Below are 19727 nucleotides of genomic sequence, written 5' to 3'. Positions count from 1 at the left end.
TTCGCTGAAAACTTAGATTGGATCTTGAGCAATAAATCCGTGACTAAATTCGTTTATAATTCCAGTTGAATCCTGCATCTTTATGTGGAATGCTTATAAATATGTTTTTATTTAACTATTTAATCTCTTCATTGTATTTATCAGTTATAATAGGCTCACTTGGGTTCATCACCCGTATTTATCTCGACATTACTTGGTCATTAGGATTGTTATGAAAAAAACGTTTTCACTCGTTCACGAAAAAATTAAACGCCCACGCTTGGTTGATGCGATTAAACATGAAGTCAAAAAATATATTAAACGTGAGCGTAATAAAACATTACCTGAAGGCGCTGATTATTTAGACTTCGATTGCCAATACGGAAAAACAAAAGACGATGCGAAAGAAATACACTTATCTGCCATTAATAAATGTATTGATGAAGCCGACAAGCTTGAACTTGAATCGTTTTATCTTGAGATTATAGCAAAACCAGGCCACCGTATGTCTTCACTTGATCAAGCTGATCAAGACTAAAGTTATAGACCATCGACAACATATTATAAAAAAGGGAAGTTAACCGCTGTTAACTTCCCTTTCTTTTCATTCAAAATCTAATATAAATTATAAATCATAACCAATATGTTGGTGTACACGAACGACTAATTCTTCGCGTTCATTGATATAATTAAGTTTACTTGCCACTGAACGTAACGCCAGTTCAACATGGTTCAAAAACTTACCATAACCATAACTTGTTTTATCATCTTTTGTGGCAACAAAGACTATTTGTATTGAATCAACCAAGTCATTACCATCACTAATAAACGAAATTGTGTTACAAGGTTCAAAAGGATTAAAACCTAACTTTAAAATTTCTCCATCAGCTTTAATTCTTAACTTATCTCTTGAACGAACAATAGGAAATTTATCATTGGCGATAACTGCACCATCAGTTAACCCAAACTGCTTTGCCGCCGCAGACACAGCAAGATTAACTTCATTATAAAGCGCTTGATAAGGTTCATTAGTTGATTTATCAAAATCAACTAAATTTTTAATACGACGATTTACAGGAATATCAGCAACAACGTAAGTTAACACATCTCTTTTTTCAGGCATGGTGACTTCGTCTACCGCATAGCGGTTTTTAATCGTTCTAAATTTATGAGCAGTAGTGCCTGTAACACCTTTATCTTTAGCAAACAAGTCGTACGTTAAATGCTGGTGATCACAAAAACGCACCGTATTCTCTTGAGCGCCAATTTTTTCCATAAACTCTTTTAATGCATTAGAGACTCTTTGATGAAACTTAGCTGAGTCCACGCGAACATCATCACCATTAGCTAGATATAACAAAGTGATTTTTTCTACTTGCTTTTCACCCGTTATATAACTGTTTTGACTATAATGATTACGCGGATTATACAAAAACAATATTTGTTGTGTAGTTTCTACCGTCAGTCTTTCAGGGCTATAACGTACACGTACAAATTTATCGCTAGCAATAAATTGCCCACTTTCAATATCATGCTTATTGTTTATTTCAAAAAAGCTTTCTTCAAGGTTTTGATAAAGCGCCTTGTATGGTTGTTCACTGTCTTTATTAATAAGTTTCGCATGTTTAGCAACAAATGCGTCCGTTAGCGGAAGTTTAACCATAATATACTGATTGCTACGCGCTGATTTAGGTATGAAGACTTTATGTTGGGTGCTACGAGCACGTGAAATAGGCATAATATATATCCATCTATGATTATAATTGCTTGTTATTATACCTAAGCATATATGAATAAAATGTGATACAAATCAATATAATGAAAATAAAAAAGAATATGTTAGTTAGGAAAAGGTATATACTAAATTCAATGTTGGTTTATCAACTCTAGTAATACATTTTCCTAAAACTATTATGAAAAAAGAATCACTTTAGTTAAAGCTCTGAGCAAACTTTCTGGCCTTTTCAAGGTCCTCTGGTGTATCTACGCCTTCAACCGGTAATCGCGTTTGTGCAACTGCCACATGAATTTTTTCACCTTGCCATAGCACCCTTAATTGCTCTAAAGATTCAATTTGCTCTAGTTGACTCGCTGGCCAAGTGACATAGTCTGTTATAAATCCTGCACGATAAGCATAAATACCAATATGACGTTGATAGAAACTACCTATTTCTGTGATGCTGTCCTTGTTTAAAAAGCGATTTCGATCATATGGAATAGTTGCGCGGCTAAAATATAATGCATAGCCGTCTTTATCACATAACACTTTAACTGCATTAGGGTTGATCGCTTCTTCTACATCATCAATAGTCATTGATAGTGTAGACATTCTAGCCTTTGATTGATTTGATAAATTATGGGCTACCTGACTAATATTTTCAGGTGGAATAAAAGGCTCGTCTCCTTGTACATTAACAATCACTTGATCAGCTGGAAATTGATATAGTTCTACAACTTCAGCTAAACGTTCAGTACCCGACTGGTGATCTGCTCGCGTTCGACAAACTTCTCCCCCAAATCCTTCAACAGCCAATGCTACTTTATCATTATCTGTTGCGACAATAACTTTACTTGCCCCGCTACTTTTTGCCTTTTCAACAACCCATTGGATCATTGGTTTGCCAGCAATATCAGCAAGCACTTTTCCCGGTAATCGAGACGACTCATACCGAGCAGGAATAATTACAACAAAAGACATAATATTACTCTATGTGTTTTCGGTATCAGTTAAGCGATGTGCTTCACTTTCTAAAAGCACAGGTATATCGTCAACAATGTTATAAACTAAACGATCAAAATTACAAATAAGCTCTTTTCGCTCTTTGTTATAATCTAGTTTTCCTTTACAAACTGGGCACGCTAAAATTTCTAATAATTTAATATCGAAGGCCATTAGTGTTCTCTTATCTCTACTTATATTTTATAAAATACTCATAAACACTTAATTAAGTATTTACTAAGTTTTTAATATCATTAATTAAACTATTTATTTCATCATTAAAACTGGCATCTACCGGTAAATACCACCAATGCGCTTGAGAAAACGTATAACATTTAACCGCATCTTTTTCTGTCATTAATAATGGAATATTCTCGTTAAATCTGTCAAAACTTGATTGGCTATACGTTTGATGATCAACAAAACCTTCACAACTTTCAATGCTTAATCCAAGTTGAGTTAATGTATTAAAAAAACGTTGAGGATCTCCAATGCCAGCAATAGCATTTACTTTATCATACTGTGCACAAAAAGCGTCAATGGATATAACCTCTCCCGACTTAAGGTTAATAACCTTACTTGCAGTAAGTTCCATAGAAACATAGGGAAAATTAACTTTATCAATTAATGATAACTGACCATTAACAATTAAATGTGGCGTAGTTGTTAATCGCGAAGTACATTCGCGTAAAGGGCCTGCGGGTAATAGAAGTCCATTACCAAAAAGCCTTTTACCATCGATTACTATAATTTCTAAACTTCGTTGTAAACGATAGTGTTGCAAGCCATCGTCAGAAATAATTAACTGACAACCATGCTCAGCAAGTAACGCTGCACTTTTAATACGATCAGCGCCAACAACAACAGGTACATTACAACGCTGGTAGATAAGATAGGGTTCATCTCCTGCTTCTATTGCCGTTGAGGTCTCATCAAGTAAATAGGGGTAGTGCTGAGCTTTACCACCATAGCCACGGCTAATAACACCAACATTTATTCCCATTCGCTGACATTGCTCAATCAAAAAAATAACGACGGGAGTTTTTCCATTACCTCCAATACCAATATTTCCCACAACTACCACAGGTAAAATCGGTTTAATTGAACGCTTAATACCACTCTTATATAAAAACAGTCTTAAACTTGTTAATAAATAAAAAACGAGCGACAAAGGAAATAATAATGGCACCAATAGCCACTTAGCTGGGTGTTGATAAAACCAAACTTTTTCAATTAATCGCATAGCTTGCCTTTAACTTTATAAGTAAAGCCACAACTTTATCCAAATTGAAAACGATGTAATTGTGCATAAGCGCCATCTTTATTAAGTAATGTTTGGTGATCACCTTGTTCAACAATTTCACCTTGCTCCATAACAATAATGTTATCAGCACTCTCAATAGTTGAAAGACGATGAGCAATCACAATACTGGTTCGGTTTTGTTGTAAAAGGCGTAAAGCATCTTGAATATGGCGTTCAGACTCTGTATCTAAAGCACTCGTGGCTTCATCAAGAATTAAAAAAGGCGCATCACACAATAATGCCCTTGCAATAGCAATACGTTGACGTTGCCCACCCGACAATAACGCACCATTGTCACCAATATTCGTATCTAAACCATCACTAAGATTGTTAGCAAATTCCATTACATGGGCTTTGGTAGCCGCATCAATAATTTCATCTCGCGTTGCATCAGGCTTACCATAAGCGATATTATTTGCCAAAGAGTCATTAAACAACACGACTTGTTGAGATACATAAGCAAACTGTTTGCGTAAATCTTTTAATTTATAATCAAGGATGTTTTCACCATCAATTAATACCCTACCCGCTGTAGCTTCATAAAATCTTAGTAATAAAGCACTCGCCGTACTTTTACCACTACCTGAGCGCCCAACAAGCGCTACGGTATCTCCAGCTTTGGCATTAAAACTTAATTGTTTAAGTGATAAGCTATCGTCACCTTGATAAGAAAAATTAACATTTTCAAAAGCTAATTCCCCTTTAGCTCTGTCTAATGATAAAGTGCCTGTATCGTTTTCTAAATCTTGATCCAACACAGCAAAAATACTAGAACAAGCCGCCATGCCCTTTTGAAATTCACTGTTTACATTGGTTAATTGTTTCAACGGATTCATCAACATTGTCATATACGTTACTACCGCTATAAAAGCCCCAGGCTTAATGTCAGACATTTCAGGCGTAGTCACAATATAGAGAATAAACGCAAGAGCGAAAGATGCGATAATTTGAATAATAGGAACACTCGCAGATCTCGCAATAACCATTTTCATACGTTGCTGACGATTATTTTTATTTATCACGTTAAATCGTTCAAATTCACGTTGTTGACCATCAAACGTTAATACCACTTTATGACCATTAAAAGTTTGCTCTGCGGCAGTAGTTACCTCTCCCATTGCCCCTTGAATATCCTTACTAACCTTACGAAAACGACGAGATACTTGAGTAATAACAAAAGCAATAACAGGAACGATGAGTAAAAATATGGCAGACAATTGCCAACTGAAATAAAACATCATTACAATTAAGCCCAAGACAAAAACACCTTGTTGAACTAACGTAAGCAAGGCTTTGCTGGTTGCGTTCAACACTTGTTCGGTATCATAGGTTAATTTAGAAATAAGAGAGCCTGTTGATTCTTTATCATGAAAACTTACTGGCATCATCATAATATGCTCAAAAATATGCTGGCGTAGATCAGCAACGACATGGTTACCTACCCAAGCCAGACAAAAATTGGCAATAAAATGACTTAACCCTCGAAAAAAGAAACAAGCAATCACAAATGCAGGCGCCCATTTCATAAAATTAGGATCTGTACCAGTTAAACCATCATCAATGAGTGGTTGTAATTTCGAAAGAAACAGTAAATCGACACCCGCATACGCCAACATACCGATAATGGAAACAACAAACCCCATTTTGTATGCTTTTGCATAGCGCATTAAACGCTTAAAATTTTGCCAAGTGGATATTTGCAGCGCTTGGTGATCTGCTTGTTTTTTTAGTTCAGGGATAGCTGACATTAAGTCTCTCAATAAGCCCGTAAATCAGTAATTAGTTTAATATTTCATTATTTTAGCCTTAATTAGCATGCTAACCAAGTGATTAAGTGCTAATTTGCAAACCAAAAAGGCCATTCATCTAATCGATACTGAGATACCTCAATTCCTTTATTTGAAATTTTAAAGGTAACAGTACCACTTTCTGCCGTATTAAAGGTTGAAATATTTAGCTTATGATAGCGCTCAACTACTGTTTTGGCGGGCATATACCAATGATTTAAAAACCCAGCACTAAAAACAGCATATTGTGGAGAGACAGCTTGTAAAAAAGGTCGACTAGAAGATGTTTTAGAACCATGATGCGGAGCAATTATGATAGTAGATGCTAATTGTTGGTGTTTTTGGCTTTCATTTGTAGTGTTAACTTTATCATGAGTACTAAATTGCTTAACTATGCGCCTTTCTATTTTTTGGCTTATATCCCCTGGCAGTAAAACACTATGCTGTTGATCAGAAATACGCACTACACACGAGTCATCGTTTTTATCTCCTTTCATTTCATTTGGCGATAACACCTCAATTGTTAACCCTTGCCAATTGTATTTAGCGCCAGCTAAACATCGATAATTAGCATTAATATTTAAATCGTTAACCATTAAGTTTTCAATCAAGAGACTATTATTTAACAAATTAAAGCCTCCGGCATGATCATTATCATCATGGCTAATTATTAGCCAATCTAGCTGTTCAATCCCTTGTTGCTGAAAATAAGGTAACAGCACTGATTCAGCCATTGAAAAACCACTGGGGTATTTAGCTCCTGTATCATAAAGCAACACGCGATTATTTTTTTCAACAATTACTGCTAAGCCCTGCCCAACATCCATTACTTTGACTTGCCAACTATTCGTTGAAAAAACTGAATAAGCTTTTATATTCGCTATTACTAAAACTAGAGGAAACAATAGCCACTTTCTAATATTAGGTGTAACAAAAATTGCAAGCAGAATCAGTAGAATCGCAATAGACAAAAGCCCCCACTGTAATTGAGTTAGGTTCGATACAGCCCAAGGCAATTCTGATAAAAAAGTGAGATACTGCCAAAGCCAAGACAAGAGCATTAATACAATATCAATAATGAAACTCGTTAGTTGGGCAGAAAACTGACTAACTAATAAAGCACAAATAATTAAAGGCAAAACAACTAAGCTTACTAATGGAACTGCAATAATATTGGCTAAAATAGCGACTATTGACACTTGCCCTGAAAACAAAGTGGCAAGTGGTAACATTAATAATGTTAAAAGACTTTGCAATAACAAAAGTTGCTTAGCTTTAATGATAAATTTATGCCAAAACGAGACATCTGCTAATTGATATTGGGTAAAATATTTCCCCCACAGCCAAATGATAATAAAAATACACAATACCGCATAAATAGAAAGCCAGAAACTTATAGAAATTACACTCATTGGCATAAGCAAAACAATACAAAATACTGACAAAGCAAACCATGTATGAATAGCAACTTTTATCGCTAATAAACGAAAGATTAGAAACCAATAAATCATCACTAACGCACGTAAAGTAGGTACTGAAAAACCAGCTAAATAGGCATAATACCCTGCACATATAGCGCTAAATAATAAAGCAAATATACGAATATTATTATTTAAACAAGTATTTACTAAGCTTTTATTTTTCAAAGCATTTGATTTAGCTTGTGATTTTTTTGAGATAATATATGAGTGAGTTATTAATATTTTATTTAATGGTAGCAAGCGAATAATGATTAAAAAGACTAAGTAACTAACACCTCCGACAATCCCTATATGTAAACCGGAAATTGCGATTAAATGCTGAATTTGTGTGTTCTGTAATACCTTCCAGTGCCTTTTATCTAAACCACTTCGCTCACCAAATGTTAACGCTTGAATAATAGGCGTTAAATCGTGTGAAGGTAATGCTTGATTGAAACTAGAAAATTGCTTCTGCCTATGACTGATCGCTTTATTTAGTAATTGATTCTCCTGCTTTTCGCGCACGTAGCCCGTTGCATGAACATTTTGTCTACGTAACCATGTTTGATAACTAAAGCCTCCTGGGTTTGCTAAACCATGTGCGGGTTTTAATTTTACAAATAATTGCCATTGCTGCCCCTGCTTTAGCGTTGTTTTAGGGCTATTCCAATTAAGCTTAATAACAACTGGTTCATTTAATATGGTATTATTGAGTTGCTGAGCAATAAAATTAAATCGGCAGTAGTTTTCTATGCAACTAGGCATTGAATTCACGTTTCCTGTAATTGTATGAACCCGATTAGCTATTAATGTTTCATTGATATTATTAACTTGCCAAATTGTTTGATATTGACTTGCTGAAAATAGCATCCAAGCACAACCTAAAAAAACAGCCGAATAATGACGAGTAGGTTTGTTGAAATAAGCAAGCAGAAAACACAACAGAAACAAAAATACATAAAAAAACGCTGGCACTACAGGCAGGAAAAGTGAGAATATAGCGCCGATAAAAAATGTAACTAGCCACCAGTCCATAGTGATTGCTTACCGTAAATGAATAAAACTTAATAACTTTTAGTGAAAACATGCCCAAAAAAACCATAAAACGCTTCATGCCAGAGCCACAAAAAATCAAGTCAAATAAGCACTTACGGATTTTTGGTGACTTACTTCATAACGGCAATTTATGGCATTTAAATCGTCGTTCAGTTGCTAAAGCATTTGCTGTTGGTTTATTTTTCGCATTCATCCCTGTGCCGTTTCAAATGGTTTTAGCCGCAGGTGTAGCTATTATAGTACATTCTAACTTGCCTCTGTCTGTGGCATTAGTTTGGATTACTAACCCATTGACAATGCCTGCAATTTTTTATTTTTGTTATTTATTAGGGACTTGGATTTTAGGAGCGCCTGAGCAGAACTTCGCCTTTGAAGCTAGTTGGCAATGGGTCTTAGAAAGTATTTCTACCATAGGTCCTTCATTTTTCCTCGGCTGTGGTATTTTAGCCATATTCTTTTCTGTTCTTGGCTACTTTAGTATTCACCTTTTATGGCGACACTCAGTTAATAAAGAATGGAAAAAAAGAAAAAACCGTTAACATCGAATTACATTTGACCTAATACTTGTGCAGGCTCTATTTTGGTGGCGCGCCACGCAGGATAAATAGTAGCGACTAAGCTTAATAATAGCGCAATAACAAGGGTTGAAATCACATCTTGGCTTTCTAAGTGACTAGGTAAAAAGTCAATAAAATATATATCTGAAGATAAAAACTTTGTTTGAAAGCTAGTTTCTATAAAACTAATAATATTTGTTAAATTTAACGCCAAATAACAACCGAGCATACCACCGACAACACAACCTACAACACCATTCATTACGCCTTGTAATACAAATGTCAGCATTATCGTATAATGACTTGCGCCCATGGTTTTTAATATAGCAATATCGCCTTTTTTCTCATTAACCACCATAATCAATGTTGACACTATATTAAAACTTGCCACTGCAATAACTAAAACCAATACGATATACATCACCATGCGTACCAATTGAATATCATTAAACAAACTACCATGCACATGGGTCCAATCATAAATATACAAATAATGATCGGTTTTCACTGCCGCTTGTCGAGCAATTCTAGGCGCATTAAACACGTCATTAACGGTTAATCTAAGGCCTTGTACTTGCCCGTCATTGTAGTTCATTAAGTCTTGAGCAAGCTTAAGTGATATATAACTTTGGCTTTGATCAATTACCCCACCAAAATTAAATATAGCCACCACATTCAAGTAACGTTTTATTGGAGACGCAAACTGCTGAGCTAAATCTTGTTGAGGATTATTATTTGGGAGTAATATTTGTACTTGATCGCCAACGGTTAAATTGAGTTTTTTAGCGATACCCGAGCCTATAATTACGGCATTTTCATTCGATAAATCTTGCCATTTACCTTCAGTAACGTACTGTTTAATTGCTGATACTTGCTGCTCAAGTTCAATATTAACACCTCTAAGTTCAACGCCTTTAAGTTGATCTTTCTTTTGCATCATCCCCTGTATTTTTATAATTGGCGCAATCGCAAGCACATCAGGATGTTGACCAATAACCTGTGCTTCTTTTTGCCAATTTTTCATAGGTTCATTAACGCCAATGAGCTCAGTATGTGGCACAACAGATAATAAATGTTTAGCAAGTGCTCGTTCAAAACCATTCATGGCTGATAAAACAACAATTAATACGGTAACGCCTAAGGCAATTCCTATCGTTGAAGACGCAGAGATAAAAGAAGCAAAGCCGTTTTTTTGACGACTCTTAATATATCGAATACCTAAAAATAAGCTTAATGAATTAAACATGACTATTTTTCTTCTGCCTCTATACTAGACAATTTACCGTGAATAAGGCGAAGTTGACGATCCATCTTAGCGGCTAAAGTTAAATCATGAGTTACAATAACAAAGCTTGTTTTTAATTGCTGATTGAGCTCTCTGATTAATTGATAGATTTGCTCTGCCGTATCAAAATCTAGATTTCCCGTAGGCTCATCTGCTAATACTAAAGAAGGCTCTGTCACAAGAGCGCGAGCAATAGCGACTCGTTGTCGCTCTCCGCCTGATAACTCTGACGGTAAATGATGACCTCGATGCCCCAAGTTAACTTTTGCTAACATAGCATCAGCTAATATTTTCGCTTTTTTTACTGGTACACCACGAATTAACAATGGCATTGCTACATTTTCTTGTGCGGTAAACTCCATCATTAAATGATGAAACTGATAGACAAAGCCAATATGTTGATTACGTAATTTAGCTTTTTCACTTTCTGATAATGTTGCAATATCAACGTCATTAATCAGTACTTGGCCGCTAGTTGGAGTATCAAGTGCTCCAGCTAAATGCAAAAAGGTACTTTTTCCACAGCCTGAACTCCCAACAATCGCCAATGACTCCCCTTTTTCAACGGTTAAATCTAAAGCCGTTAACACTTTAGTTTCAAGGGTTCCTTGCTGATAAATTTTAGATAAACCAGTACATTGTAGACTTGTATTCATGCTATTACTCATTTCGTAAAACCTCTGCTGGCTGTGTTTTAGAGGCGTGATATGCAGGGTATAGTGTGGCCAAAAAGCTCATTGATAAAGCGCCAATGGCGATAACCAATACATCTAAGCCATTTAAGGCAATAGGGAGTTGTTGAGCACCAGAACCAGCGCCAAGTAAATTTAAACCTAATATTGATATCAAGCTATTGAGGTTTATAGTGAGTAATACACCCGCCACAACACCAAGCAATGTGCCCCATAAACCGTTAATCATTCCTTGACTGATAAATATTTTCACTATGTTAGCGCGCGTCATACCAAAGGTCTGTAAAATGGCAATCTCCCCTCGTTTATCAATCACCACCATCACCAAAGCCGACACAATATTAAACGCAGCAACAGCAATAATAAGAGCCAAACTTAATCCCATCATGTTCTTTTCCATCTGAACAGCACCAAACAAACTCCCTTGTGATGATTTCCACGATGAGAAATTAAGTTCAGGAAAACCTTGCTTAAGTTCTTCTATAACCTGATCGGCATTAAAGGCATCATCTAAGTACAGTCTTAATTGCCTGATATCATCATGTTGTCGTCTCAACATTTTAGCTGCACTTTCGTTAGTTAAATACACCATATCTTTATCAACTTGTGAGCCAACATTAAATAAGCCCACTAATATAAAGGTACGTTGCATAGGCATACGCCCCATAGGGGTAAAAACGGTTTTATTAGGTAACAACAACCTCACATTATCGCCAATATTGACACCAAGGTCGCGCGCTAAAGACTCGCCCATCACCACAGAATATTTATGTTTATCAAGATCTGTCAGTTCGCCATAACTCATTCTTGAAGTCACAATATTGTGCTGTTCTAATGTTGGAGTTAACCCTTGTAACTGTACCATTTTAATGGTTTTAGTTGACTGAATAAGTGCTTCACTTTCAATGATGGGAGTGACGTGATTGACATGACTAATGGCTAAAATATCTTGTCGAAGCGTTTGCCATTGCTCAAATGATGATTGCTCTTTAGTAGAGATTAAAACATGAGGAACTAAACCTAATATGCGTTTTTTTAACTCTCCCTCAAAACCATTCATTACCGACACAACGGTGATCAAAGAAGCAACGCCCAATAAAATACCAACAATAGAGAAAAAAGTGATAAAAGAAACAAAGCCTGTTCGACTTCGGCTTTTACTATAGCGCAATCCAATAAAGAAACTAACAGGCTGAAACATTGACCGTAAAATTAACCAGTTAAAGGTGTAATACTTTACACACACAAGAAGATGGCAAAAGCATAACACAATTAAATAAAATTACGCTTAGAATTAATACGTAAATATTCATGTCAAAACAGAACAAAACCAGCAAAACTATTGAGCAAATACATATTTTGGCTACTGAAAGAACAAATATGTTTATTTGTACAAAAATGCATACAAAAAAGTGACAAAAATATGTAAATAGATGTGTCGTACGCTAGTAATAATTGCATACAGCCCTTACTATAGTTTTCCACAATCACTGTTTAGCCATGCAAGTTTGTTTTAAATTTCGTTCTAAAACACTTTTGGTTACTTTTATTGTAATACTAAACGGATTAATTTTATTGGCACTTCGCAGGATAAATTAATCCGATTGGTATAACCCTCAATATCGACTAAATACGAGTACTATTAATGAAGTTAATTATCGCAAGTGCTGTTTGTTCTTCCCTACTTTTAGTAGCTGGTTGCAATAACGCAGAGCAAAACTCAACAACTAAAACAACTAAAACAGAAATACCTGCAACTGAGAAAGTGGCACTAACCTCTGGTATTACCTTAGCTAATATGGATGAATCTGTTCGTCCACAAGATAACTTTTACCGTTATATTAATGGTGGTTGGTTAAAAAACACTAACATACCTTCAGATAAAACAGCCGTTGGTTCTTTTTACGATTTAAGAGATACGGCTGACGATAATGTAAAAGCCATTATCGAAGAGTTAGCGGCAACAGAAAACTTAAAAATGGGTAGCGATGAGCAAAAGGTTGCTGATTTATTCCGTTCATACATGGATACAGAAACTCGTAATGCTTTAGGTATTAAACCTATTCAAGGCATACTCGATACTATTTCAGCGCTTAAAAACAAAGATGAACTAGCTACCTTCTTAGGTAAATATCAGTCAGCTGGTATTTCAAGCCCATTAGCTTTTTATATTAGTGTTGATGCAAAAGATTCATCACGTTATGCCACACATATTTGGCAAAGTGGTTTAGGCTTACCCGATAAAGATTACTACTTTAACGAAGCAGAGCGTTTTGTAAAATTACGTGAAGGTTATCTTAAACATATCGAAAATATGTATAACTTAGCCGGTTTAGAAAATGGCAGTGAAGCGGCTAAAACCATCATGGCCATTGAAACTAAACTCGCTGGTTTTCACTGGACTCGTGTGGAGTCTCGTGACAGTGCTAAACGTTATAACAAGTTTAATGTAGCTGATTTAAACACCCTAACAAGTGCTTTTAATTGGAATGCATTTTTAGAAGCTCAAGGTGTAGCACAGCAAAAAGATATTATTATCAATCAACCGAGCTTCATCAAAGGTTTTGGTGAAACATTTGCTGAAACCTCACTTGAAGATTGGAAAACATACGAAACCTTTCATACCTTAAGTACTTTTGCAGGCTCTTTAACAACGGCACTTGATAATGAAAATTTTGATTTCTTTTCAAAACAGTTAAGTGGTCGTGAAGAGCAACGTCCAATGTGGAAACGTGGCGTAAGTGTTGTAAACGGCAACCTTGGTGAAGTAATTGGTAAAGTATATGTAAAACGTCATTTCAAGCCAGAAGCTAAATCTCGCATGAGCGAATTAGTTGAAAACTTACGTGATGCTTACGGTGCTTCAATTAACGAACTTGAATGGATGTCTGAAGACACGAAAAAAGCCGCTCAAGTTAAATTAGCCGCATTTACGCCTAAAATAGGTTACCCAGACAAATGGGAAGACTATTCTGCACTTGAAATAAAAGCTGATGATTTAGTAGGTAATCGTATTCGTTCTAGCCAAGTTTCTCATCAAAAAGAAGTTGAAAAGCTAGGTGGACCAATTCGTGATTGGGAATGGGGTATGACACCACAAACGGTAAATGCTTATTACAACCCAACAGTAAATGAAATTGTATTCCCTGCGGCAATATTACAACCACCATTTTTCAATATGGCTGCTGACGATGCAGTAAACTATGGCGGCATTGGTGCAGTAATTGGCCATGAGATGGGCCACGGTTTTGACGACCAAGGTAGTCGTTATGACGCAGAAGGTAACATGCGCAACTGGTGGACTGAAACTGATTTAGAAGAATTTGGTAAACGTACCGCAATCCTAGTCGACCAATATAGCAAATACCAAGTATTTGACGATCTGCACGTTAATGGTGAGCTTACCTTAGGTGAGAACATTGGTGACTTATCAGGTGTTACTATTGCTTATAAAGCTTATAAAGCCTCGTTAAATGGTAAAGAAGCACCGGTAATTGATGGCTTAACAGGTGATCAACGTTTCTTTATGGGTTATGCACAAATTTGGCGTTCAAAAATTGTTGAAAAGTCAATGCGTAACCGTGTAGCTACGGACCCTCATTCGCCAGGTGAATTCCGTGCATTAGGATCACTTTCTAATATGCCTGAATTCTATAAAGCATTTAACGTACAAGAAGGCGATGCTATGTATATCTCGCCTGAAAAGCGTGTGAAAATTTGGTAATTATATTTATATAATCTAAAGACTTATATAGAATTAGTTAATAAAAAAGGAGCTTTTGCTCCTTTTTTATGCTTTAAGAATAGCAATTATTTTTTTAACTTTCTGTTGACCAACAAAGATAAGCCCAATAATAAAAATACATGTATGCTACCTCCACCAGAAGAAGTGGGTTCGGTGGTTTTCGGTGGTTCTGTTGGTGTAACCACTTTAGCTGAAACATTAATTGTGCGTTGAATAATGCTCCCTTGGTTAACCGCCGGTAGATTTAAATTCACTGTACCCGTTTTGCTATAACTGTCATCACTAATAGCTACACTAAAATTTTGGCTGCTTTGCTCAGCGGCAAACTTAACTACAGTGTCCGCACTATTTGCCATAGTCATCCAACTATCACTAAAAGTTACCTCAACATCAATAGCCGTCAGTAGCTCTCCTGTGCGTGTTAAGGTAAATGTTAAGGTATCGCCTGCTTCAACAGTTAATTCAGCACTTTCATTAAAACTAATCACTTCATCGGCTAAAATATACACTTCAATACTAGCATTATCTCCTAGTTGGCTTTCGTCATTCATTAATTGAATTGTTGTTGTTTCACCTTTGATAGCTTGATTAGCAGTTACCTCTACTGTTGAAGTATTTTGACCAATACCAAAGGTTACCTCTGATGCTGACAAGGTCACAATATCGTTAGACATGGATAAATAAGCGGTAAATTCAACATCAGCATTCCCTGTTCTTGATAAGGTAATACTGTCCTTTTGACCTGCCTGTAATACTAAACGCTCTGTTTGTTCAATAGAAATATAACTTGGATCAACAACAGTATTTTCAGTAATAGTCACTTCAATTTCCGAGGTTAAAGCACTAACAACATCACCATTTCTCAATGCAAGAAAAAGCGTTTCATCGGTTTCATTAACGCTATCACTTTCAATTGCCAAATTAATAGTTTTTGTATTTTCTCCTGAATTAAAGACAATATGTTGAGCAAATCCTTGATAATCAATAGCTGAATTAAGGGAGTTTGCCAATGCACTCCCCTCACGAGTATAGAGTTCAATAGTGGCACTTTGTCCTAATGTGGTTAACTCGCCTTGAGCGTTAACCAACTCCAGTGTAATTGCTAATGATTCACTTGACTCTTTCACTACTTTTTTTTGTTCAGCTGAAAATCGAATAAAAGCGAGTTGTACAGGATCTTCTTTTCTATTACCCATTTGGTAGGAGCTTTCTTTGATCTCATTTAACATTCGTACAACATTGGCTGTGTCTTGTTCTCCGCAAGCTTCGCCACCAGCGGTAATATCAGGCGAAGAATAAAAATTATGTCGAGTATTCCATTTATTACCCGAAGGCGAGCTCATTATGGTACCTTCACCACCACAGAAATAGCCGTAACCATAAGGGCGTATAGGTGTTGATGTTGTATTTTGGGCATCATGAACCGCACCATCATTGTGACCCCATTCATGAGCCGCTAATGTATTACTGGTACAGCGACCGCCCATTTGTAAAATTGCATAAGGATCATCGTAATACGCCCAGCCACAAAAACGATTGTCATTCATTGGACGAACTACTGTCACATAATCAAGTCCATATTGAGCAGCTATCGCCCTATTTTCGCTACCTTCATTACCACGTATACGAGCGATAAAGTCTTCAATTAATTGGTTTGGATCATTTTCAATAGGATGTACACCCAAGTAACCCAGTTCACGACGAATGGCTAAGCCACTATTTTCCATCACAACATTTGCCGCATTAACCTGTTCCATCACATATGCATTAATTTCTTCAATGGTAAATTCATCAAGTAAATCACTGGTATAAAAAACACCTATTTTTACAATATGATTATCAAGTGCTGAATAGGCTTTTGCCGGAGGCAGTTTTATTGATTTTCCTTGCTGCTCAGGTGTGGTTGACGCCAGCACAGATAATGAAAACATTAAGGTGAACAGTGCCAATAATCGAGTTATCGCATGGGTTATATTGGTTACATAAATCATAGGGGCTGTATTATTAATCCGTTAAACATAGATAAAATAATAACATACACTAAAACTAAATTGATGATAGAGAATTTATTAAAATAAAGTCATATCAATATTCACTGTATCAGTTATTATTTTCCATCAATTAAATTTAACTTAGCACTTCTGACATACTCACTTGGTGACAAATTAAACCAGCGTTTAACCGCTTTATTTAAAGAGGCTTGTTCACTGTAACCTAATAAATCACTTAACATTTGTTTGCGCATTTTGTGGCTAAATTGTTGAAAGCGACGTTTGCGTTCATCATCAATTAATTGGCTAAAATTGGTGCTTTTTTCTGTTAAGCGTCTTTGTAATGTACGGGTAGACATACACAGTAATTCAGCTAAAGAGCTTACCGTTAAAGTATGTAAATCTGCACTTTGTAACACAGGTTGTAATTCACTTAACCAGCCATGATTATTCGTATAAAGCTGCTTAGCTTCTTGAGTTGCTAGTAATAAATGGCTATTAACTAATTCGTTGCGAGTCACTATAGGCATAGCTAATAAAGCAATATTAAATGTAATGCTATTAGTGTTTTGTAATACCTTAACTTCACACCCAAACCAGTGTGTTAAGGTATTTAATTCACTCTCGTTAAAGTTGTCTTGAAAATAAATACAATGCGGCGTTAATGGTTTATTAGTTAAGCGGCGCACTGTTGCAATCCATGCCGTCATATTTCTAAGCACTGCATGGCGATTATTAAAATAAGGCATCCATGTCAGTGTTGCTATTTCACCAGTAATATTAAATTGAACTTGGCCAATATCAGCAACCGTTTTATCAAATTGCAATAACGCCTCAAGTGCTGATTGCAAAGTACCACTTGATTCAACTAAATAACCCAGTAAGCCATATTCTGCGCTGGTAATGTTTTGGCCAAGCGTAAAACCCCATAAACTATTTTGCATAGCGGCTGCGCCATCGTCTAAGCCTTTTAAATAAACGTTCATAGGCACTCTTTGGCTGTTTTTCCATTCAGCGGAAATATAATCGGTAATAACTTGGCAATATTCACGACTAACATCTGACATATTGGCGCCTAAAGACAAATAAATGACACATAGTGCCAATTATGTCGAGTTAAAAGCGATTAAGCTAGTATTAGTTTTTACTGCATTAAGCGACTTAACACCTATTGGAAACAATTAGCATGACTTTATTGAATATGATTATCGATCTCCCCCGAGATAAACCATTCAACCTGCATTGCCTAGCTGACTGCACTTTCCTAAGTAAAATTTTTGCCGACAAAGTTACCGAATTAAATCAGGAAAATGAACAAGATGATCAACGACCAAAACGTGTCATTAATATGCGAGGTCATCAGTTCAATGAAGAAATTGTTCATTTATCAGAAACCAAACTCATTTACCAAATAATAGGCAATGGCCCTGTAAAACATCATCAAGGGGATATTCGCTACATTAAAACAAAAGATAAACATTATTTGCATTACCGAATATATGGTCAAAGTAATACTTGGGTACCTACATGGTTACTAAAGCTTGTGATGAAATACGACTTTACATTAATGGCAAAACGCCTGCGGAGAGCAATTAATGAATGCTGAATACATTTTATTATTGTTAAGCCCACTCTTTTTAATCGCTATTGTTTTTGAGCTATTCAGGAAAAAAGAAAGTTATTCAGTTAAAGAGTTCTTTCTAAATGTTGCCTTAGCATTATCACATCAAGCATCAGATATTATTGCAATACTGATACTGATGCCATTATTTCTATGGCTACACTTAAATTTTGCACTATTTACTTTTGAGCTCAATATTTTTACTGTCATTGGAGCCTTTATTTTACAAGACTTCTTATATTATTGGTTTCATCGTGCCAGTCATCAATGCAACTGGTTATGGGTGGCGCATATTGTGCATCACAGTTCAAACAACATGAATTTTTCAACCGCCATGAGGCAAAGCCTATTCTACCCTATTGTTGGCATGTGGGTGTTTTGGTTACCCCTGATTCTTTTAGGTTATCCACCTGAACTAGTACTCACTATTGTGGCAGTAAACTTAGCCTTTCAATTTTTTGTTCATACGGAAACAGGTCCTGAATTTAAATTACTGGGTAAAGTTTTTAATACCCCACAACATCATTGTTTACATCATGCAAGTAACCCTCAATATATTGATAAAAACTATGCGGGCGTGTTAATTATTTGGGATAAGCTGTTTGGCACCTTTGTTTGTTCAAACGGTGAAGCACCACGTTATGGCGTGGTAGGTTATCAATATAAAGTGTCTTTTTTTGACGTAGTATTTACGCCTTGGCGAATACTGTTTCGTAATATTAAACAGCAAGACAGTGCGCTCGCCGCAATAAAGCTTATGTTTGGTAAACCAACAAGGTTAAAGTAATTAGATAGTAGATTAACCAGATCTCTATTGTAGCTCGGTGTTTACGCGGGTTAAGGCTTTTCTTCACGAACCAGCATATCCATAAATTTTGTAAATCGCCGTTGTCTGGTGTCAGGTTTCTTAGCACTTAACAATCCGTATGCAATGCTATAGCGGCTCGATTTAGTCAAAGAGTCGAAAAAGCGTTTCACCTTGGGTTTGCATTCCAAAGCGGCTAAAAAATCTTCCGGAACTTCCATTTCACTAACCACGTAAGCACTATCCCAACGACCATCTGCTTTCGCTGCTTGTACATGCTCTAGCCCTGATGCCATCATTCGACCCTCTAAAATCAAACGCTCTACATGTTCAGTGTTTCTTTTCGACCAATTGCTCCGTGCTTTTCTTGGAGTAATTCGCTGTAAATAAGAGTGTTCATCTACTGTCTTTTTAATGCCGTCTATCCAACCCCAACATAACGCCTCAACTACTACATCATTCCAAGTAACACTAGGAATATCTGTATTTTTTTTGTATATCTTGATCCATAACTCACTTTCACTCGCATGATTATTCTTGAGCCATTGACCGAGATCTTTCGAAGTAGAAAATGCCACAGAGTTTGCTGAGCTGGGGATAGGGTTAGCGTTAGTCATAAAACTAAAATCTCTCGAGTACACACTGTGTTAAACGGTATTAAATAAAAATAAATATTGCGCAAAGCATCATGAAAGCTAACAGTGTAAAGCTTTACATTCTACCCAGC

17 protein-coding genes are annotated in these 19727 nt (G+C 36.1%); 5 read left to right on the top strand and 12 right to left on the bottom strand.

Going from position 1 to position 19727, the window contains the following annotated elements:
- Positions 1-211 precede the first annotated feature (211 nt).
- Entirely contained in the window at positions 212-517 is a 306-nt protein-coding gene (locus tag IE155_RS00180) for a DUF6172 family protein (protein WP_189376079.1), read from the top strand.
- 87 nt (positions 518-604) lie between these two features.
- Here the strand turns inward: IE155_RS00180 and IE155_RS00175 are convergent, their stop codons facing one another.
- The 6 genes from IE155_RS00175 to IE155_RS00150 all read right to left on the bottom strand — a co-directional run bounded on the left by IE155_RS00175 (position 605) and on the right by IE155_RS00150 (position 8283).
- Positions 605-1717, bottom strand: a complete 1113-nt coding sequence (locus IE155_RS00175) for a DUF3083 family protein (RefSeq protein WP_189376078.1) — start codon at positions 1715-1717, stop codon at positions 605-607.
- Positions 1718-1909: 192 nt separating this feature from the next.
- Positions 1910-2677, bottom strand: a complete 768-nt coding sequence (gene kdsB, locus IE155_RS00170) for a 3-deoxy-manno-octulosonate cytidylyltransferase (protein WP_189376077.1) — start codon at positions 2675-2677, stop codon at positions 1910-1912.
- Positions 2678-2686: 9 nt separating this feature from the next.
- On the bottom strand, positions 2687-2872 hold the full coding sequence (locus IE155_RS00165; RefSeq protein ID WP_189376076.1) for a Trm112 family protein: 186 nt from the start codon (positions 2870-2872) through the stop codon (positions 2687-2689).
- A 52-nt stretch (positions 2873-2924) separates the two neighbouring features.
- Entirely contained in the window at positions 2925-3941 is a 1017-nt protein-coding gene (gene lpxK, locus IE155_RS00160; RefSeq protein WP_189376075.1) for a tetraacyldisaccharide 4'-kinase, read from the bottom strand.
- Between the two features lie 35 nt (positions 3942-3976).
- Positions 3977-5749: a lipid A export permease/ATP-binding protein MsbA gene (gene msbA, locus IE155_RS00155; protein ID WP_189376074.1), complete on the bottom strand. Its 1773-nt coding sequence runs from the start codon at positions 5747-5749 to the stop codon at positions 3977-3979.
- Between the two features lie 89 nt (positions 5750-5838).
- Complete coding sequence (locus IE155_RS00150; protein WP_189376073.1) at positions 5839-8283, bottom strand: DNA internalization-related competence protein ComEC/Rec2; 2445 nt, start codon at positions 8281-8283, stop codon at positions 5839-5841.
- A gap of 50 nt (positions 8284-8333) precedes the next feature.
- Here IE155_RS00150 and IE155_RS00145 point away from each other — a divergent pair, with 50 nt between their 5' ends.
- Positions 8334-8843, top strand: a complete 510-nt coding sequence (locus IE155_RS00145) for a DUF2062 domain-containing protein (RefSeq protein WP_189376072.1) — start codon at positions 8334-8336, stop codon at positions 8841-8843.
- Between the two features lie 7 nt (positions 8844-8850).
- Here the strand turns inward: IE155_RS00145 and lolE are convergent, their stop codons facing one another.
- The 3 genes from lolE to IE155_RS00130 are packed head-to-tail and all read right to left on the bottom strand — an operon-like array spanning position 8851 to position 12039.
- Positions 8851-10107 carry a lipoprotein-releasing ABC transporter permease subunit LolE gene (gene lolE / locus IE155_RS00140; RefSeq protein WP_189376071.1) on the bottom strand — a complete coding sequence of 419 codons (1257 nt, stop codon included), beginning with the start codon at positions 10105-10107 and terminating at the stop codon, positions 8851-8853.
- Positions 10108-10109: 2 nt separating this feature from the next.
- On the bottom strand, positions 10110-10802 hold the full coding sequence (lolD, locus tag IE155_RS00135; protein WP_189376070.1) for a lipoprotein-releasing ABC transporter ATP-binding protein LolD: 693 nt from the start codon (positions 10800-10802) through the stop codon (positions 10110-10112).
- 4 nt (positions 10803-10806) lie between these two features.
- On the bottom strand, positions 10807-12039 hold the full coding sequence (locus tag IE155_RS00130) for a lipoprotein-releasing ABC transporter permease subunit (protein ID WP_189376069.1): 1233 nt from the start codon (positions 12037-12039) through the stop codon (positions 10807-10809).
- A 444-nt stretch (positions 12040-12483) separates the two neighbouring features.
- Here IE155_RS00130 and IE155_RS00125 point away from each other — a divergent pair, with 444 nt between their 5' ends.
- A complete protein-coding gene (locus IE155_RS00125; protein WP_189376068.1) occupies positions 12484-14562 on the top strand; it encodes a M13 family metallopeptidase in 2079 nt (692 codons plus the stop codon).
- Between the two features lie 86 nt (positions 14563-14648).
- Here IE155_RS00125 and IE155_RS00120 read toward each other — a convergent pair whose 3' ends face one another.
- Together IE155_RS00120 and IE155_RS00115 are read right to left on the bottom strand one after the other, a co-directional pair.
- Complete coding sequence (locus IE155_RS00120) at positions 14649-16574, bottom strand: Calx-beta domain-containing protein (protein WP_189376067.1); 1926 nt, start codon at positions 16572-16574, stop codon at positions 14649-14651.
- A gap of 116 nt (positions 16575-16690) precedes the next feature.
- The gene (locus tag IE155_RS00115) at positions 16691-17641 is read right to left on the bottom strand and encodes an AraC family transcriptional regulator (protein WP_189376066.1); all 951 of its coding nucleotides are present in this window, start codon (positions 17639-17641) and stop codon (positions 16691-16693) included.
- 119 nt (positions 17642-17760) lie between these two features.
- Here IE155_RS00115 and IE155_RS00110 point away from each other — a divergent pair, with 119 nt between their 5' ends.
- Complete coding sequence (locus IE155_RS00110; RefSeq protein ID WP_189376065.1) at positions 17761-18180, top strand: SRPBCC family protein; 420 nt, start codon at positions 17761-17763, stop codon at positions 18178-18180.
- Positions 18170-18982, top strand: a complete 813-nt coding sequence (locus IE155_RS00105) for a sterol desaturase family protein (protein ID WP_189376064.1) — start codon at positions 18170-18172, stop codon at positions 18980-18982. Before IE155_RS00110 ends, IE155_RS00105 begins: the two co-directional genes overlap by 11 nt.
- A gap of 50 nt (positions 18983-19032) precedes the next feature.
- On the opposite strand, the gene IE155_RS00100 is transcribed toward IE155_RS00105, so the two are convergent.
- Entirely contained in the window at positions 19033-19617 is a 585-nt protein-coding gene (locus IE155_RS00100; protein ID WP_189376063.1) for a YdeI/OmpD-associated family protein, read from the bottom strand.
- Between the last annotated feature and the right edge of the window lie 110 nt (positions 19618-19727).

The sequence above is a fragment of the Thalassotalea profundi genome (assembly GCF_014653195.1).
GTDB classification, from domain to species: Bacteria; Pseudomonadota; Gammaproteobacteria; order Enterobacterales; family Alteromonadaceae; genus Thalassotalea_B; species Thalassotalea_B profundi.
This window is presented reverse-complemented; position numbering and strand designations above follow the sequence as displayed.

What these genes read in the sequence shown, in the direction of transcription:
- IE155_RS00180 (WP_189376079.1), top strand. Translation starts at nt 212, where the DNA reads ATGAAAAAAACGTTTTCACTCGTTCACGAAAAAATTAAACGCCCACGC.
- IE155_RS00175 (WP_189376078.1), bottom strand. Translation starts at nt 1,717, where the DNA reads ATGCCTATTTCACGTGCTCGTAGCACCCAACATAAAGTCTTCATACCT.
- kdsB (WP_189376077.1), bottom strand. Translation starts at nt 2,677, where the DNA reads ATGTCTTTTGTTGTAATTATTCCTGCTCGGTATGAGTCGTCTCGATTA.
- IE155_RS00165 (WP_189376076.1), bottom strand. Translation starts at nt 2,872, where the DNA reads ATGGCCTTCGATATTAAATTATTAGAAATTTTAGCGTGCCCAGTTTGT.
- lpxK (WP_189376075.1), bottom strand. Translation starts at nt 3,941, where the DNA reads ATGCGATTAATTGAAAAAGTTTGGTTTTATCAACACCCAGCTAAGTGG.
- msbA (WP_189376074.1), bottom strand. Translation starts at nt 5,749, where the DNA reads ATGTCAGCTATCCCTGAACTAAAAAAACAAGCAGATCACCAAGCGCTG.
- IE155_RS00150 (WP_189376073.1), bottom strand. Translation starts at nt 8,283, where the DNA reads ATGGACTGGTGGCTAGTTACATTTTTTATCGGCGCTATATTCTCACTT.
- IE155_RS00145 (WP_189376072.1), top strand. Translation starts at nt 8,334, where the DNA reads ATGCCCAAAAAAACCATAAAACGCTTCATGCCAGAGCCACAAAAAATC.
- lolE (WP_189376071.1), bottom strand. Translation starts at nt 10,107, where the DNA reads ATGTTTAATTCATTAAGCTTATTTTTAGGTATTCGATATATTAAGAGT.
- lolD (WP_189376070.1), bottom strand. Translation starts at nt 10,802, where the DNA reads ATGAATACAAGTCTACAATGTACTGGTTTATCTAAAATTTATCAGCAA.
- IE155_RS00130 (WP_189376069.1), bottom strand. Translation starts at nt 12,039, where the DNA reads ATGTTTCAGCCTGTTAGTTTCTTTATTGGATTGCGCTATAGTAAAAGC.
- IE155_RS00125 (WP_189376068.1), top strand. Translation starts at nt 12,484, where the DNA reads ATGAAGTTAATTATCGCAAGTGCTGTTTGTTCTTCCCTACTTTTAGTA.
- IE155_RS00120 (WP_189376067.1), bottom strand. Translation starts at nt 16,574, where the DNA reads ATGATTTATGTAACCAATATAACCCATGCGATAACTCGATTATTGGCA.
- IE155_RS00115 (WP_189376066.1), bottom strand. Translation starts at nt 17,641, where the DNA reads ATGTCAGATGTTAGTCGTGAATATTGCCAAGTTATTACCGATTATATT.
- IE155_RS00110 (WP_189376065.1), top strand. Translation starts at nt 17,761, where the DNA reads ATGACTTTATTGAATATGATTATCGATCTCCCCCGAGATAAACCATTC.
- IE155_RS00105 (WP_189376064.1), top strand. Translation starts at nt 18,170, where the DNA reads ATGAATGCTGAATACATTTTATTATTGTTAAGCCCACTCTTTTTAATC.
- IE155_RS00100 (WP_189376063.1), bottom strand. Translation starts at nt 19,617, where the DNA reads ATGACTAACGCTAACCCTATCCCCAGCTCAGCAAACTCTGTGGCATTT.